Genomic DNA, 14471 nt, shown 5'->3' on the forward strand with positions numbered 1-14471 from the left:
TTTCATTTTGCTTTTTGCCAATTTGAATATTATTCTTATCATTTTTAATCCTATTGCTATTAATGTTTGATTCTTTTTTAATGGATTCTTTTTCGTTCTCTTATTTTTTTATATTTCTCTTTCATTTCGTTATTATGTTTTAATATACTTTTCGCCATTAAATATATTATTTTTCTCAGTAACGGTCTTCCTCTTTTCGTTATTTTTGTTTTCCCTTTATGTTCTCCTGAACTTACTTCATACAGATTTAATCCTGCTAATTTCCTTATTTCTTTCCAGCTTTTAAAGCTGCTTATTTCTCCTATTTCTCCTAATATTGTTGCTGTTATTATTATTCCTATTCCAGGGATGCTTTTTATATATTCTCCTATTTCTGTTTTTTCTATTAATTTTTCCATTTCCCTTTCTGTCTCTTCTATTTGTTTGGTTAAAAATTCTATTTCTTCTATTAATAATTTCAACTTCATTTTTGCACTTTTTTGTCCTTCTGTTACTCCTATTGATATTTTTGCTGTTTCATATAACTTTTGTGCCCTTTTTTTCCAATCCTTCCCTGCGTCGCTTCTTTTAATACTTTCTCTATTTTTTCTTTTCCCGCTTTTTTTATTTCTTCTGGAAATGGATATTTTTTTAATATCGCTATTGATCCTTCTGTAAATATGTTTTTATACACCTTTTCATATTCTGGAAAGTATTCATCTATCACTGCTATTATTACATTTTTTGCGTTTTTCCTTTTTGTCACTAACTGATCTCTTGTTCTAGATAGCACTCTTAGTTCGCTATATACTCCTTCTGGTAAATACATTTCAAAATATCTTCCATCTCTTATTAATCGCGCTATTATTCCTGCATCTTTCCTATCGCTTTTTTCCGGTGAATTGTCATCAAATTCTTTACTCTTTTTTACATGATATGGATTTACTCCTACTAAATAATCTACTTCCTTACTTAAATTCATTTGCCACGCTAATGCTTTCCAGTAATGTCCCGATGGTTCCATTCCCAATATTACTTTTTTTAATTTATTTTTTTCTCGTGTATAATGTTTTCATATAATTACTAAATATGATAATTCTTTTTAAAAAAACATTTTATTCATATGTAGATTTTTGATCAAACAATATCACAATCTGGAAAATATCGAAAAAAGGAAACAGCCATTTAAGGAGTATATTTGCATTATAGGCACAAAGAATATTAAAACTTGTTCCACAATATAAAGCAAAATACAAATCACTAATACAACGAAGAAAACCTAAAAAAGTTGCATTAACTGCAATAGCGAGAAAGTTAACTGAATTAGTATATATGCCGTGGAAAAATAACACAATATTTAATTATGAATATTTAAATTTAAAGACAGCATAATTATATTTTTTCAAGTGAGATAATATCAAGTATTAAATTAAAAGTTTAAATCCTCAATCAAAAGTACTACAGCGTTAAATGCTGCAAAGAATAATTGTGTTTTAAAATATCAAAAAAAATTTTAACATAATTTTTTGTTTTACCTCTTGACTTTTTAGAAAATACAACGAACCACAATTTTAAGAATAAAATTACCGCTGCGTTTATGGAAGAACTAAATATTATTCATGAATTTGGATACAAAAATAATCCTAATCCTCAGGCATACATTGAGTCTTTTCATTCTAGCGTTCAACATAAATTCGTTGAATTCCTTAAATTTAATTATATTGATGATATTTATAATTATTATATTTCATGCATTTATTTTTACAATAATTTAAGACCTTATGGTTCTTTATATTATTTTACTCCAGACTTTGTTTTTAATCTTTTTTCTGAAAAAAATACCAATGATTCTAATTCCGAATATTTTAAATCAATTAAATTTAATGATTTTATTGTTTATGTAAAAAAATGAGTTTTTCTTATTTCTTCTTCAATTTCCATGGGACAAACCAAACTTGCGTTAGCAGGCAAAGAATTCTACACGGTACACCAACAAAATTCATTTTATTACCTCAAAATCAATTTTAACTTTTTCATTCATAACAATTTGATGTATAATTTCATTTAATCTTTTTTTTAATTTTTTAGCAGATAAATCAAGTTGTAATATACCTGCTTTTTCATTCCATTTAGCATCTTCTTCTAAGAAATTATTAAGATTTAAGTCTGTGGGATAATCAACAAAATTATAGTAAAGCTCAGCAACCTCTTTTTGTTTTGATTCTGGGAAGTTTGGAAAAGGAATCGTCAAAAATTGATATATTTTGATTTCTTTCATTTTTGAGCCAACAGATAAGTTTGCACAGTATTGTCTCATCAATTCAGTATTCATAAAAGCTGTCATAAATTGTAATTGTTGGATTGGGTAATCTACAACACGATAAATTCCCTGGTTATGATGGCCTTCACCAAAAATATTAAAATCATAAAATAAACTAATTCCTACATACTCTCCTCTTCCACCTTTAGAAGTTCTATTTATCAGAAGCATAGCACTTTTGTTAAGATTATTTTTTGTAGGCATTGATATTGTTTCTAAATTAATAATATGACCATAATCTGAGATTTGAGTAGGTGTTAGCCATTTATATTTTAAGTTGTCTTTGTTAGAGATTATTCTTTTCTTTGGAGTATTTCCCCCAAAAATTTTTTCTTTATCAATAAAATAAAATCCATGTATATAGTTTTTTACAATAAAATCTATATATCTAAAATTCTCAGAATAAATCCCTGCATCAATTCTCGTTTTGCTTTCAATCTCTCCGATATGTGGCAATTTATACTCAAATTTGTTTGGCTTTTGATTTTCTAAAAGCTCTTTTTCTATCTTTTCAAGAATTAATTTATGTTTTCTTCTGATTTCTTTTTCTTTATCTATTATAGATTTAGTTAAAAGTTCTACATATTTTATTATTTCATCTGCGTTTATTTGATTTGGGAATGGTATTAAGCAATCTAAAAATAATGTTTTTGCATGTTTTATTGTAGCGCCGCGAGATGCTAAAAAATTTAGTTGACTTTTAAAAAAATCATTTTTCATAAATGCTAATAAATAATATTTCCATTTAGAAATAGGTAATCTATAAATCCCTCCAGAAGGCATATAATTAGATAAATCTTTATCTAAAATAACAGCTTCTCCAATATTAGAATCTTTAGATATTAAAATATCTCCTTCTTTTAAATTATAATTCTTAAAACTTTGAGGCAATATAGGAACAATACTTTCTTTATCATAATTTGGTAAAAAAGATGTTGGTTGTAAAGATTTTGTTCTAATAAAGAAATATTTTGAGTTATAAATATATGATTTTGAGCCAACCTCAAATCCTTTATCTTTAGGTTTTAATTCTCTATCTAATAAATCTTTAACTTTCCTAACATTTTGATTCTTAAATTCCACTCTTTTAAACAATGATGGAGATAACGTAAAACCTTTATTTTCAATTTCATTTATGCTTAAAACTTTTGGAATAATAACATATGATGCCATATTAATTCTCCTTTAAAAATAAATTTTTTAATGTTTCCTCTTGGGTAAGAGCCCATTTTCTAAATTCTTTAATAGTTTGTGTAAATTCCTCATCTAAAACAGGTCTTCCTTCTTTATCTTGTACAACCTCAAAGGTTTCTTCATCTATTTTGTAAATGGGCTCAAAGTATTTTACTCTCTTTTTTGTTTTTACTTCATAACCTACTTTTTGAATATCTTTAACAAAGACCTCATACTTTTGCTCTTTTAATTTCTTCAATTCTTCAGGATTTGGTTTATAAGCAACTATTAATGTAGTATTAACCCTGTATCTGCAAAAACATTTGGGGTAAATCAAATAAAGCAACAATCCGCATTTTATCAATTAACCAGTTTCTTGCTTTTTCCCATCTGGCAATAGAAGCAATAGAATTGGATAAAACGATTCCCAATCTTCCATTTTCTTTTAAGATTCTATATGCATTCTCTAAAAATACAAGCCCTAAATCTATCCAATTCCCGTATCTTGCAATATGCCATAACTCATAAAGTTCAGCTAATTTCTTTTCTTCTATTGTTTTTGGTTCCCATTTCCTATCTTCTCCAAATGGAGGATTTGTTAATACAACATCAAACTTCATTAACTTAGTGTCATCTCTCCAATTATCCCAATTTCCTTTATTATGTAAATCTGGAATCAATTCTACTGGCTCATTTTTAATAGATATCTTATGGGTTATTGAGCCTTTATCAGAAATATGATATAACTTAGCGTTTCCGTCTCCATTAAGAAGCATATTCAGCTGGGCAAGCATAATCATTTGTTCATCATTATCTATTCCATAAATGTTATTATCATCCAATTTACTATTTGAATTCACATAAGAAACAGATAAAAAGTCTGCAATTCCAACAGTAGGATCGATTACAGTTTCGCCATTTCTCGGATTTACTATTTCAACTAAGAAATCGATTAAAGGCAAAGGAGTGATAAATTGCCCTTTTTGTTCTTTTGAAAAAGCACTTGCAAAACGATAAAATATTAATTGATATAAATCGGTTTTGTGTGATTTTACAAAAGAGAAATCCTGAAATTGCTTTACTGTTTCTACTAATATTTTCACATGTGCATTATTCTTAAGATTTATTTTCTGTTCTTTTAAGATATTGTAGTATGTGCTTTGAGCATCTTCGAATAATTTTTGTATTCTTTTTAAAAAAGGTTCTATTTTTTATCATTTAAATTTGAGTAATTAGCTTCCTCGTTGGTAATATAGAATTTTAATTTTTCTCTTGAATTTTTTTCATTTCTTTTTTCATCAAATATCTTTAAAGCAAGAATCTGTATAAGTAACTCATAACCTTTTTGATTAACCATACTTACTTTGTCCATTGCCCTCAAAATATTGGACATTGCATCATTAAGTTGGGTAGAATGCACACCAGAAATCTTTCCAAGATCATCTATATTTCTATTTGTTCTATCTATCTCAGATGGTCTATTCACCTGATTAAGAATCTCTTCAAACGAAGGAATGTTTAAATATGGATCAGTCAAATGTAACGATAAATCTTTAGTTGTACTTTTTTCGCCTTTTTGATTATAAGATTCATCATATCTCAGTATTTTACCATTCTTTTTTTGGAAAATATAAAGTCTTTCTGTATCATATAAAAATCCTATACAAAAATCGGCTTCGGACTCTTTCATATATGCTTTCAATTGTTGATTAAAAACAGTTTCAATATCTTTACTGTCTTCTTTCTTAAATTCTATTACTCCAATTAAATGTTTTCTTAACCAGTCTAAATCGTCCTGTTTTTTTTCATCCCAAAATCTTTTGTATATTTCAAACCAATTTTTATCATCAAAAATAGCACCATCTAATTTAATGGGTGCAGAATTTTTATTTCCTTTAGGCAAGGAAACTTCACAACCTAAATAATCCTTAGAATAAAGACCAGAATTAACTAATGCATAAAAGAACTGCCATTTATAAAATTCTTCATTAGGCTCTCCTTTAATATTTTTTATTGAATACTCTTTATTCAAGTCCATACCAACAGGAATAAACGACTTGAACTTATTCTTAGCGAAATACTCTTTGTTAAATTGCTCTTTTTGTACTATGAAATTTGTTTTGCACATTTTTATTCCTCCTCAGAAAATATTAATATCCACACCTTTTTCTTCTGTATATCCAAATGACTTTTCCGGAATATCTGTAATAAAAATTTTAATTCAAAACTTTTTAAAGAAAATTCAGGCAATAATTTCAAATCACCTTTAAAATAAACTGACCAACATACCAGTTGCTTATTTATTTCAAATTGTGTAAAATTCCATACATTATTTTTTACATCATAAATAAAAGAAATTTTAGCCCAATCGTATTTAGTCGAGGTATCATAGCCTATTCCTGTCTTCAAATATTCATTTTTAATATCATAATCAAGATTTAAAATCAACGATTTTTTTGCCCTTTGGATTTATATTTCAAATCATAATGTATATTTTCGTAATTATTAAACAAATTAAGGTTTCCCTCGTATTTCCCACCTTTTGAATCATAAAGCGAATATTTTGATTTTATTTGAGGTATGGTTTCCTTAAATGTTGTCTTCTTTAAATAATAATCAAAATTTATTTCTATTTTATTTTTACCAAAAATAATTTCATCTTTATTATTTATCACTTTTATTGGCATATCCTCATTTTTATGATCATAATCAAACTGATAATTATGTTTTATTAACCACACTTTCAAAAACCATTGAATTTTGTATTTATAAATTCAAATTTTTCTTTCTCAAGCGTAGTTTTAGTATTATTTTCAAAGTTTAAAGGGCCATATTTAAACGTGTATTTCGATGTTAAAAAATGATTAACAAATTTTTCTTGAGGTTCTTTCATAAAATCAAATGTTCTATTATACCTCAAATCAAAATAATTATTTGTTTTTAATAAATTTAAATTAAACTCTATACCAGCAAAGTCGGTCAATTTGTTTGTATGTGTTGCAGGATTTGATACCCACTTTGGTTCATTTACCAATACTCTATAATATTGATAATCTGAAACACCATATTGAAAAATTAAAAACTTACTTTTAAAATTAGCTTTTAATCCATAAGCATAATAATTATATATTTTATCAGGGAAACTATTCCTAAAGGCAAATTTTAATTCCGGAGTTAGTGTTGTATCCAGATATAATAAATTTTTATTATATTTTAAAGGCTTATAATTATCTGAAATCTCATTTTTAAAATATAAGTTGTAATTTTTTAATTCATTTTTCTCATAAAAACTCGAATAACTAAGCTTTATAGTATTTTTTTTATTTTTATTAAAAATCTTTGAATCTAGAGACGTATTTATTGATATGCTTTTTGCATTCCATGATTCAAAGATTTTTGTAGCAGGACCGGTAATATTCACTCTTGTAGAATTTAATTTTAAAAATGTTTTTTTATATTTTTTTGTCAAAGATGGTGTTGTAAGATTTAAAAAATTTATTTTCATAATTTGTTTATCTTTCCATGAAAAAGATGAAGAAACGGAGAAATTTCCCAGATCTGTCTTTATATCTTTAAAATTAAGAGAAAAAGTATCACTATTTGATGAAAAGCTATGTGATAGAGATGAATAAAAATTTAAATATTCTAATTTTTTAGAAAGGTTTATTTTCAAATCAGAAAATGTATTATTTTTTATACTATTAGAGATGGCTAATGTTCCTAAAATAAAGGGTATTGAATATGTATAACTTAAAGATTGAGAAAGTTTATCTTCTTTAACATTTCTTGCATATTCCTGAGAAAAAGATAATGCTGATTTATTTGAAAAAGTATGATTAATTTTAACAGAAATGGTTACTGTATCTTCTTTAAAAGCAAAAGCAGCAATAAATGGAGCTTCCTTTTCACCAGAAAGACTTTGAAAATAAAAAGGAAAATAAAATACAGGTATACCAAAAAATTCAAGCGTAACATCACGTGCTACTAAAAATTCTTCCGGATATATTGTAACATGTGAAGCTTTAAAATAATATGTTATACATTCCTTACATGTTGTCATTTTAACGTTCTCTGAAAATACTACATTTTCATCTGTTTTCTTTTCAGAAATTTCAGACCAAACTCTTACCTTTACATTTTTCTTCTTTTTGTTTTTAAATGACTCAATTGAATATGTGTTATTCAATACAACATCTTTGCTTTCAAAATTCACTTCCATCGCTGAAGCTTCAATTGTTCTTTTATTAAATATATAAGTTACATTTCCAAATAAATTTGCCTTTAGTATTTTATTTTCATTATCCAATACTCCCAATCCTTTGTCTGAAGTTATTATAGAATCTTTATATTTTATAGTTGTGCTGCCTTCAAATGTAATTTTAGTTCCTTCAAGTGTTATATTTGGAGATTCAATATATACTTTTTCTGAAAATCCATTTATGCTTAAAATAATTAATATAATAATAGTACCAAATACTCTTTTTAATGGTTCTATTAATTTATACGCAGCCCTTGTATCCAACAATACAAATAATATTATACCAACGATGCCAAAAACAACATTTGGAATCCACGGAGCAAAATATGGATCAATTATTTTTTCCTTTCCAAGAGCACTTAACCATGCCCTGAACCCTGATATAAAACAACCAGAACAAATGTTGAAATAACACTCCATGACTTACTTCTAAGATTGATAAATAAAGATAAAGCTACTCCTAATAATGCAATAACTATTGGAGCAAAAGAATTAGAAAACTTTTCCTGATAACCAACAATTAATGCTGAGGCATCTCCACCCAATTTTTGAGTTATCTCTATTTTATGTTTTAACTCTTTTGTTGTCATATCATTCGGACTTTTTGAAAATCTTAAGTATTCTTCAACATTTTTTGAAATATCTAATTCTAACTTTTTAAATGTTATATCCAATTTTAGTAATCCATCATCAGTTAATCTAAATATACGCCCATTTTCCATATACCATTTATCTTTATCTTTAAATGCTTTTTCAGCATGAAATACTGTCGTTTTAGAATAATCTACTTCATATAATAATATTCCATATAATATCCCAGAATCTTTATCTATCTTTCTTACATACAAATATTTCTTATTTTTTCTACTTCTACAAATTTATTCATTTCAATATTTGCTTCAACATTTTTATATACATATTTTGATATTGCTTCCTTTGCTTTCATATTGGATTTAGGAACGATTGTATCATACAATGAAAAAGTAACCACAGCAAGAATCATAGCCAGTACTAAAAAAGGAATAACTATTCTTTTTGATGGAATTCCAAGAGATTGTAAGGCTATGATTTCATTATCGTTAGATAATCTGGACAAGACCCAGAATATAGAAAAAAGTATTCCTACTGGAATACCCATAACTAAAAAATATGGTATGTGGTATGCAATTAATATAAAAAGTTTATCAATTCCTACCTTATTTCTTACGATTATATCTGAAAGTTGATATAGTAACTCAACACTTACAAAAACTATAAATCCTACTAATCCCATAAAAAATGGAGCTGTAAACTCTTTTGATATATATTTTATTAACTTCAGCATTAATTATTCCCCAAAGAATAAAAAATATTAAATCCTTCTTTATTACATTTATATCTGTCTCCTGTAAGGATAAATATCGAATATTCAGCTATGTTGGTTGTTAAATCAGAAAATTTTTCTAAATTTGATAATATTTCTATATTTGCCATAATAGATCTAAAGTTATCCTTTGTTACTTTACCCATCAAATTTCTTTTAAATGCACTATATAAACTATCCACTTCTGTATCTGTTTTACATATCCATTTAGCAAGATCTATTGATTCTTTTATCAAATATGAATTTTTGTTTTCAACTATATTTGAATATAATCTCAAAGATTCACCAAGCATATTTTGTGATATCTCAAATAAATCTTCAAATTGATAGGGATTAATTGAATTGGGATAGGATAACAAATCAATATTATTTTTAGCCATTGTTTCACACATATCTGCCATGCTTTCTAAAATCCCAATTATTTTATTTCCCAAGAATACAATTTTAAAATATTTCCCATACAAATTGTTAATAGCCAGTATTTCCATAGATTTATACTCTAATCTGGCTTCAATAAAATCAACTCTCATATCCTGTTGAATTATCTCTTTGGATAGCTTCACATTTTTTTCAAAAAAAGCATCTTTAAACTTTAAAAACATCCCTGAACAAGACGTCCCATTTTCAATATTTCATTATGATAGGATATAACCTGTCTTTTGGTTTCCTCAGATAATAACTCTATCATATAATTCTCCTTCCAAAACCAAGCTTATTATTTAACACTTTAAAAAAAGAATAATCATTTTTTTGAGCTAAAGTTACTTTTTTCTCAGAAGAAGAAACTACTACTGCCATTCCTGCTTCTATCCTATGCACAATATCTCCATCTACTGTCACATAAGCATTACCTGCATCTATATGATGAATTACAATTTCAACATAATTATCCGGAGAAATCACAAGTGGTCTTATATTTAACGAATGTGATGCCAGAGGGTTTATGGTTATAAGATTTAAAGTTGGTTCAACAATAGGTCCCCCATTGATAACGCATATCCTGTAGAGCCTGTAGGTGTGGATAATATAACACCATCACCTGAATAATTTAACACGCTTTCCCCTTTTATGAATATTTCAAGATCTACTGTTCCTATAGGCTGGCTTTTTTGAATAGTTATATCGTTTAAAGATATTAATTTTTTACCGCCAACATAACATTCCAACAAATATCTATCAGAATAATGTAAATTATTGGAAGCAATATCTTTCGCAGCTTGCTCAATCTCTGTATTATCATATGCTGTCATAAAACCTAATGTTCCAAGATTTATCCGATGATTGGCACAGAATTTTCTGCAGAAAGTTCTGCTACTCTTAATACTGTGCCATCTCCACCAAGAACAATAAAAATATCAGCTTCCTGATATAAAGAATTATCTGCCAGAGCAGAACCCGCTGGCATTATTTTAAGAATTTCTATATCATTATTATGAAATATATCAAAAAATTGTTCTTGAATCTCATCTTTTCTGGCTTTTAATGGGTTAAAAAATAAAATTGCTTTCATTCTATCACCTCAAAACTCTTGCCAGGTCAAACAATGAAGCAACTACAAAATTATCCAATAATATTAATAATAATATAGCCGCAAATGGTGTAAAGTCAAACATCCCAAAAGTTAAGTTAATATATCTTCTTATTGGCCTTTCTATTATTTCTGAAACAGAGTCAAAAAATTGTCTGATTGGGTGATGATAATTAAAGGATATGAAGCTAAATATTGCTGAAATAATTATGGAAATCTCGAAAAAATTTATTACTATTCTTAAAACAACTGCTAAAGCATAAAACAAATTTGCTAATATAAACAATTTTATCAACCTCCTGTATTATAATTTCTTTTTCCAAATATACTTGATCCTATTCTTAACATAGTAGATCCACACTCAATAGCAATTAAATAATCATTGCTCATTCCCATAGAAAGTTCTTTTAAATCTGGATATAACTTTATATATTTATCTCTTATATCTTTCAATCCACAGAAGACATTTTTTATAATCTTTTTATTATCTGTATATGGTGCCATTGTCATAAGGCCTACAATTTTTACATTATTATAATTCTCTGCAACCTTTAATAGTTCTTCTAATTCATTTTTTGATATTCCACCTTTTGTTTCTTCACCAGATATGTTCATTTCGATTAATATCTTCTGAACTTTATTATGTTTTTTTGCTATTTTATCTATTTCTGCAATTTCTTTTTCTCTATAAACTGAATGTATATATTCTGCAATGGGAACGATATATTTGACTTTATTTGTTTGAATTCTTCCTATAAAATGCCAGTTAATTTCATAATCCTTTAATTCCTCGGCTTTTTTCCTTAATTCCTGAGCTTTATTTTCTGCAAAATGTTTAATTCCATAATCATATGCTTCTTTTATATATTCAACGGAAAATGTTTTAGAGACTGCTATTAATAGTAAATCTTCATAACTTCTATTTACTTTTTCTGTATGGGTCTTAATTAATTGAGTTATTTCTTCGAGATTTTTCTTGATAAACTCCATTTTAATTCCCCCATAATGAATATAATTTTTTATTGTTTTCTCTGGAATATCCAAGATGTTTTAACGCTTTTTCAGTAACCACTCGTCCTCTATGTGTTCTTACCAGAAATCCTTTTTGAAGCAAATATGGTTCATATACCTCACTAATACTATCCGCTTCAATACCAAGAGAAGCTGCTAACGCTTTTAAACCAACAGGTCCTCCTTTATAAAATTCAATTATTGTTTTTAAAATTCTTCTATCCATATCATCTAAGCCTTCTGTATCAATTTCCAGCAATGTCATTGTTTTTTCTGCAGATTCTATATCTATTATTCCATTATTATTTATTTGCGCATAATCCCTTACCCTTTTTAACAATCTATTGGCAATTCTTGGAGTTCCTCTTGAACGTTCTGCTATTAATAAGGCTGCATCTTCTGTAATTTCTACATTCAACAGCTTAGCACTTCTTGTAATAATATCCTTTAATTCTTCTGGAGGATAAAAATTCATTTCCATTATTATTCCAAATCTACTCCTTAACGGTGCTGCTATCAACCCTGTTCTTGTAGTTGCACCAATTAAGGTAAAATGATTTAAATCTATTCTTATAGATCTCGCACCGGGACCTTTACCAATAACAATATCAAGTTGAAAATCTTCCATAGCAGAATATAATATCTCTTCAACAGATCTATTAATTCTATGAATTTCATCTATAAACAATACATCACCATTTTGTAAATTTGTCAAAATAGCGGCTAAATCTCCTGCTCTTTCTAAAACTGGTCCACTTGTAATTTGAATATTTGCTCCCATTTCATTTGCAATGACATTTGCTAGCGTTGTTTTTCCAAGCCCTGGAGGTCCTGCAAGTAAAATATGATCAAGCGGCTCTTTTCTTTTTTTAGCCGCATCTATAGTTATTTTCAATTTTTCTTTTACTTTTTCCTGACCTATATATTCATTTAATCGTTGCGGTCTTAAATTAATAATAGTACTTTCTTCCGTTTTTTCAGTTGGATCAAGAATTCTTTCATTCATATATTAATACCCTCCATTCTACTTTTTATATTATAACATATATTTATTTTAAAAACATAATTGAAGATTATCAATAAATTAAATTATTTTAACCACCAATTATTGTACAACAAAGTAAAAACTCCGGGCAAAAACCCGGAGTCAAACTAAAAAGCTACAAATCAGCAAGTAAGCGTCTGAGCGAATTTTATTTTTAATTGCATTTTAAATATTTTACTTTATATCTATTATCTTTTCTATTTTCATTCCAACAAATTGTATTATTTGAGTAATTAAAATTAAAATAATCAAATCATACATCAAAATATCCAATCTAAACCTTTGATATCCATAATTAATTGCCATTGCACCTAGCCCACCTGCACCGACCGCACCTGCTATAGCAGTATAGGTTACAAGATTTATTAACAATAAAGTTATATTAGCGACTATTTTCGGCAATGTTTCTGGGATGAGAATTTTTGCTATAAATTCAAAATTATTCATACCTAATGTATGTGCAGTATCAATCATTTCTTTTGGCAATGACTTAAAAGTGCTTTCACTTAATCTTGCCATAAATGGTATAGCGGCAATAGTTAAAGATACTATTGCTGATTTAGGACCAATTATTGTTCCTACTATTAATTTCGTTAATGGTATAACCAGAACAATTAATATAATAAAAGGTATAGATCGAAATATGTTTATAATTACATCAAAGATCCTGTATATAACTTTTGATATTTTAAGTTGACTAATAGATGTTAAGTATAATATTATCCCTAAAGGAATTCCAAAAATAACGCTTAAAAAGCCTGAAAAAAATGTCATATATACTGTTTCTAATGTTGCTTTAATTAATTCATTTAAAATATTCAAAGTCTTAGCACCTCCAAAGCATAAACATGTTCTTTTAAATCATTTATAAATTCATTTGTTTTTTCTCCTTCTATTTCCAGAATTAGTTTCCCAAAAGGTGCATTTTTTAAATCTTCTATTTTTCCATATAATATATTGAAAGTTATGTCATATTTTTTAGAAATTTTATTTAATACAGGTTTTCCAACACTTTCCCCATAAAAAATAACTTTTATTATCTTTCCATTCTTTAATTTTAATTTGCCATAATTATAATTGATATCCCTATAAAATTCTTCATTCAATTCTTTTTCAAATTCAGAAAAAAATCTATAAACTTCACCAAAATAATGAACCTTACCATTTTTTAGATATAAAATTTTATCACAAATTCTTTTTATTACATCCATTTCATGCGTTACTATAATTGTTGAAATTTTCATATCTTGATTTATTTTTAATATTAATTCAAGAATTTTTTCAGTAGTTTTAGGATCAAGCGCCGATGTTGGTTCATCTAAAAATAAAATATCCGGATTGGAAACTATTGCTCTTGCAATTGAAACTCTCTGTTTTTCGCCACCAGACAAATGTGCTGGAAATGCATTTTTTCTATGTTCAAGTCCCACTTTTTTTATAACATTAGATACTTTTTTCTCTATTTCATTTTCCTTATTTAAAATCAAAGGCAACGATATATTTTCAAAAACCGTCTTTCTTGATAATAAATTATAATGTTGAAATGCCACACCTATTTTTTTTCTAAATTTCCTTAATTCTTTCCTTGATAATTGAGTCAAATCAATATTATTAAACAAAATTTCACCCTGAGGTTTTTCAAGAAGATTTAAGGCTTTCAATAAAGAGGACTTCCCAGCTCCAGAAAGTCCTATAATTCCTAATATTTCACCTTTTTCTAATTTAAAACTTATATCTTTTAGTACATAATTTTTTCCATCATATGTAAGATTTAAATTCTTCACTTCAAGCAAT

Annotated in this window: 19 protein-coding genes and 1 pseudogene; 1 reads left to right on the forward strand and 19 read right to left on the reverse strand. The window is 27.0% G+C overall.

Annotated features, from left to right (window positions below):
- Nucleotides 1–77: 77 nt before the first annotated feature.
- Both DJ007_RS15770 and DJ007_RS15775 read right to left on the reverse strand, forming a co-directional pair.
- Nucleotides 78–467 carry a transposase gene (locus DJ007_RS15770; RefSeq protein ID WP_206076205.1) on the reverse strand — a complete coding sequence of 130 codons (390 nt, stop codon included), beginning with the start codon at nucleotides 465–467 and terminating at the stop codon, nucleotides 78–80.
- A gap of 29 nt (nucleotides 468–496) precedes the next feature.
- The gene (locus DJ007_RS15775; RefSeq protein WP_206076206.1) at nucleotides 497–1003 is read right to left on the reverse strand and encodes an IS110 family transposase; all 507 of its coding nucleotides are present in this window, start codon (nucleotides 1001–1003) and stop codon (nucleotides 497–499) included.
- A 573-nt stretch (nucleotides 1004–1576) separates the two neighbouring features.
- On the opposite strand from DJ007_RS15775, the gene DJ007_RS07300 reads away from it, so the two are divergent.
- Nucleotides 1577–1891 (forward strand): hypothetical protein, encoded by a 315-nt coding sequence (locus DJ007_RS07300; protein ID WP_129409035.1) that lies wholly within the window; start codon nucleotides 1577–1579, stop codon nucleotides 1889–1891.
- Between the two features lie 87 nt (nucleotides 1892–1978).
- Here DJ007_RS07300 and DJ007_RS07305 read toward each other — a convergent pair whose 3' ends face one another.
- The 17 genes and pseudogenes from DJ007_RS07305 to DJ007_RS07380 form a co-directional block, all read right to left on the reverse strand.
- Nucleotides 1979–3472, reverse strand: a complete 1494-nt coding sequence (locus DJ007_RS07305; protein WP_129409036.1) for a restriction endonuclease subunit S — start codon at nucleotides 3470–3472, stop codon at nucleotides 1979–1981.
- A gap of 1 nt (nucleotide 3473) precedes the next feature.
- On the reverse strand, nucleotides 3474–3818 hold the full coding sequence (locus DJ007_RS15780) for a hypothetical protein (RefSeq protein WP_206076207.1): 345 nt from the start codon (nucleotides 3816–3818) through the stop codon (nucleotides 3474–3476).
- The gene (locus DJ007_RS15785) at nucleotides 3772–4575 is read right to left on the reverse strand and encodes an HsdM family class I SAM-dependent methyltransferase (RefSeq protein ID WP_206076208.1); all 804 of its coding nucleotides are present in this window, start codon (nucleotides 4573–4575) and stop codon (nucleotides 3772–3774) included. Before DJ007_RS15785 ends, DJ007_RS15780 begins: the two co-directional genes overlap by 47 nt.
- A 101-nt stretch (nucleotides 4576–4676) precedes the next feature.
- The gene (locus tag DJ007_RS15790) at nucleotides 4677–5600 is read right to left on the reverse strand and encodes a hypothetical protein (protein ID WP_206076209.1); all 924 of its coding nucleotides are present in this window, start codon (nucleotides 5598–5600) and stop codon (nucleotides 4677–4679) included.
- 2 nt (nucleotides 5601–5602) lie between these two features.
- Nucleotides 5603–5920 (reverse strand): hypothetical protein, encoded by a 318-nt coding sequence (locus DJ007_RS07315; protein WP_129409037.1) that lies wholly within the window; start codon nucleotides 5918–5920, stop codon nucleotides 5603–5605.
- The gene (locus DJ007_RS07320; protein WP_129409038.1) at nucleotides 5917–6219 is read right to left on the reverse strand and encodes a hypothetical protein; all 303 of its coding nucleotides are present in this window, start codon (nucleotides 6217–6219) and stop codon (nucleotides 5917–5919) included. The genes DJ007_RS07315 and DJ007_RS07320 overlap by 4 nt, the downstream gene beginning before the upstream one ends.
- A complete protein-coding gene (locus tag DJ007_RS07325) occupies nucleotides 6216–8150 on the reverse strand; it encodes an LPS-assembly protein LptD (protein ID WP_129409039.1) in 1935 nt (644 codons plus the stop codon). The genes DJ007_RS07320 and DJ007_RS07325 overlap by 4 nt, the downstream gene beginning before the upstream one ends.
- Nucleotides 8090–8578, reverse strand: a complete 489-nt coding sequence (locus tag DJ007_RS19105) for an LptF/LptG family permease (protein ID WP_165974064.1) — start codon at nucleotides 8576–8578, stop codon at nucleotides 8090–8092. The genes DJ007_RS07325 and DJ007_RS19105 overlap by 61 nt, the downstream gene beginning before the upstream one ends.
- Entirely contained in the window at nucleotides 8569–9054 is a 486-nt protein-coding gene (locus tag DJ007_RS19110) for an LptF/LptG family permease (RefSeq protein ID WP_129409041.1), read from the reverse strand. Before DJ007_RS19110 ends, DJ007_RS19105 begins: the two co-directional genes overlap by 10 nt.
- Nucleotides 9054–9695 carry a phosphate signaling complex PhoU family protein gene (locus tag DJ007_RS07340; RefSeq protein WP_129409042.1) on the reverse strand — a complete coding sequence of 214 codons (642 nt, stop codon included), beginning with the start codon at nucleotides 9693–9695 and terminating at the stop codon, nucleotides 9054–9056. Before DJ007_RS07340 ends, DJ007_RS19110 begins: the two co-directional genes overlap by 1 nt.
- 82 nt (nucleotides 9696–9777) lie before the next feature.
- A pseudogene (locus tag DJ007_RS20135) lies at nucleotides 9778–10343 on the reverse strand (NAD(+)/NADH kinase).
- Between the two features lie 20 nt (nucleotides 10344–10363).
- Entirely contained in the window at nucleotides 10364–10603 is a 240-nt protein-coding gene (locus DJ007_RS07355; protein WP_129409045.1) for an NAD(+)/NADH kinase, read from the reverse strand.
- 4 nt (nucleotides 10604–10607) lie between these two features.
- A complete protein-coding gene (locus tag DJ007_RS07360) occupies nucleotides 10608–10907 on the reverse strand; it encodes a YggT family protein (protein ID WP_129409046.1) in 300 nt (99 codons plus the stop codon).
- 5 nt (nucleotides 10908–10912) lie between these two features.
- Nucleotides 10913–11611: a YggS family pyridoxal phosphate-dependent enzyme gene (locus DJ007_RS07365; protein ID WP_129409047.1), complete on the reverse strand. Its 699-nt coding sequence runs from the start codon at nucleotides 11609–11611 to the stop codon at nucleotides 10913–10915.
- Nucleotide 11612: 1 nt separating this feature from the next.
- Nucleotides 11613–12638 carry a Holliday junction branch migration DNA helicase RuvB gene (gene ruvB, locus DJ007_RS07370; protein ID WP_129409048.1) on the reverse strand — a complete coding sequence of 342 codons (1026 nt, stop codon included), beginning with the start codon at nucleotides 12636–12638 and terminating at the stop codon, nucleotides 11613–11615.
- A 213-nt stretch (nucleotides 12639–12851) separates the two neighbouring features.
- Nucleotides 12852–13499, reverse strand: a complete 648-nt coding sequence (locus DJ007_RS07375) for a methionine ABC transporter permease (RefSeq protein WP_206076210.1) — start codon at nucleotides 13497–13499, stop codon at nucleotides 12852–12854.
- Nucleotides 13496–14461, reverse strand: coding sequence for a methionine ABC transporter ATP-binding protein (locus DJ007_RS07380; protein WP_240739431.1), 966 nt, complete (start codon nucleotides 14459–14461; stop codon nucleotides 13496–13498). The genes DJ007_RS07375 and DJ007_RS07380 overlap by 4 nt, the downstream gene beginning before the upstream one ends.
- Nucleotides 14462–14471 lie beyond the last annotated feature (10 nt).

The sequence above is a fragment of the Marinitoga lauensis genome (assembly GCF_004135675.1).
GTDB lineage: Bacteria > Thermotogota > Thermotogae > Petrotogales > Petrotogaceae > Marinitoga > Marinitoga lauensis.

What these genes read in the sequence shown, in the direction of transcription:
- DJ007_RS15775 (WP_206076206.1), bottom strand. Translation starts at nt 1,003, where the DNA reads ATGGAACCATCGGGACATTACTGGAAAGCATTAGCGTGGCAAATGAAT.
- DJ007_RS07325 (WP_129409039.1), bottom strand. Translation starts at nt 8,150, where the DNA reads ATGGAGTGTTATTTCAACATTTGTTCTGGTTGTTTTATATCAGGGTTC.
- DJ007_RS19110 (WP_129409041.1), bottom strand. Translation starts at nt 9,054, where the DNA reads ATGCTGAAGTTAATAAAATATATATCAAAAGAGTTTACAGCTCCATTT.
- DJ007_RS15790 (WP_206076209.1), bottom strand. Translation starts at nt 5,600, where the DNA reads ATGTGCAAAACAAATTTCATAGTACAAAAAGAGCAATTTAACAAAGAG.
- DJ007_RS07300 (WP_129409035.1), top strand. Translation starts at nt 1,577, where the DNA reads ATGGAAGAACTAAATATTATTCATGAATTTGGATACAAAAATAATCCT.
- DJ007_RS07365 (WP_129409047.1), bottom strand. Translation starts at nt 11,611, where the DNA reads ATGGAGTTTATCAAGAAAAATCTCGAAGAAATAACTCAATTAATTAAG.
- DJ007_RS07355 (WP_129409045.1), bottom strand. Translation starts at nt 10,603, where the DNA reads ATGAAAGCAATTTTATTTTTTAACCCATTAAAAGCCAGAAAAGATGAG.
- ruvB (WP_129409048.1), bottom strand. Translation starts at nt 12,638, where the DNA reads ATGAATGAAAGAATTCTTGATCCAACTGAAAAAACGGAAGAAAGTACT.
- DJ007_RS15770 (WP_206076205.1), bottom strand. Translation starts at nt 467, where the DNA reads ATGAAGTTGAAATTATTAATAGAAGAAATAGAATTTTTAACCAAACAA.
- DJ007_RS07305 (WP_129409036.1), bottom strand. Translation starts at nt 3,472, where the DNA reads ATGGCATCATATGTTATTATTCCAAAAGTTTTAAGCATAAATGAAATT.
- DJ007_RS07340 (WP_129409042.1), bottom strand. Translation starts at nt 9,695, where the DNA reads ATGTTTTTAAAGTTTAAAGATGCTTTTTTTGAAAAAAATGTGAAGCTA.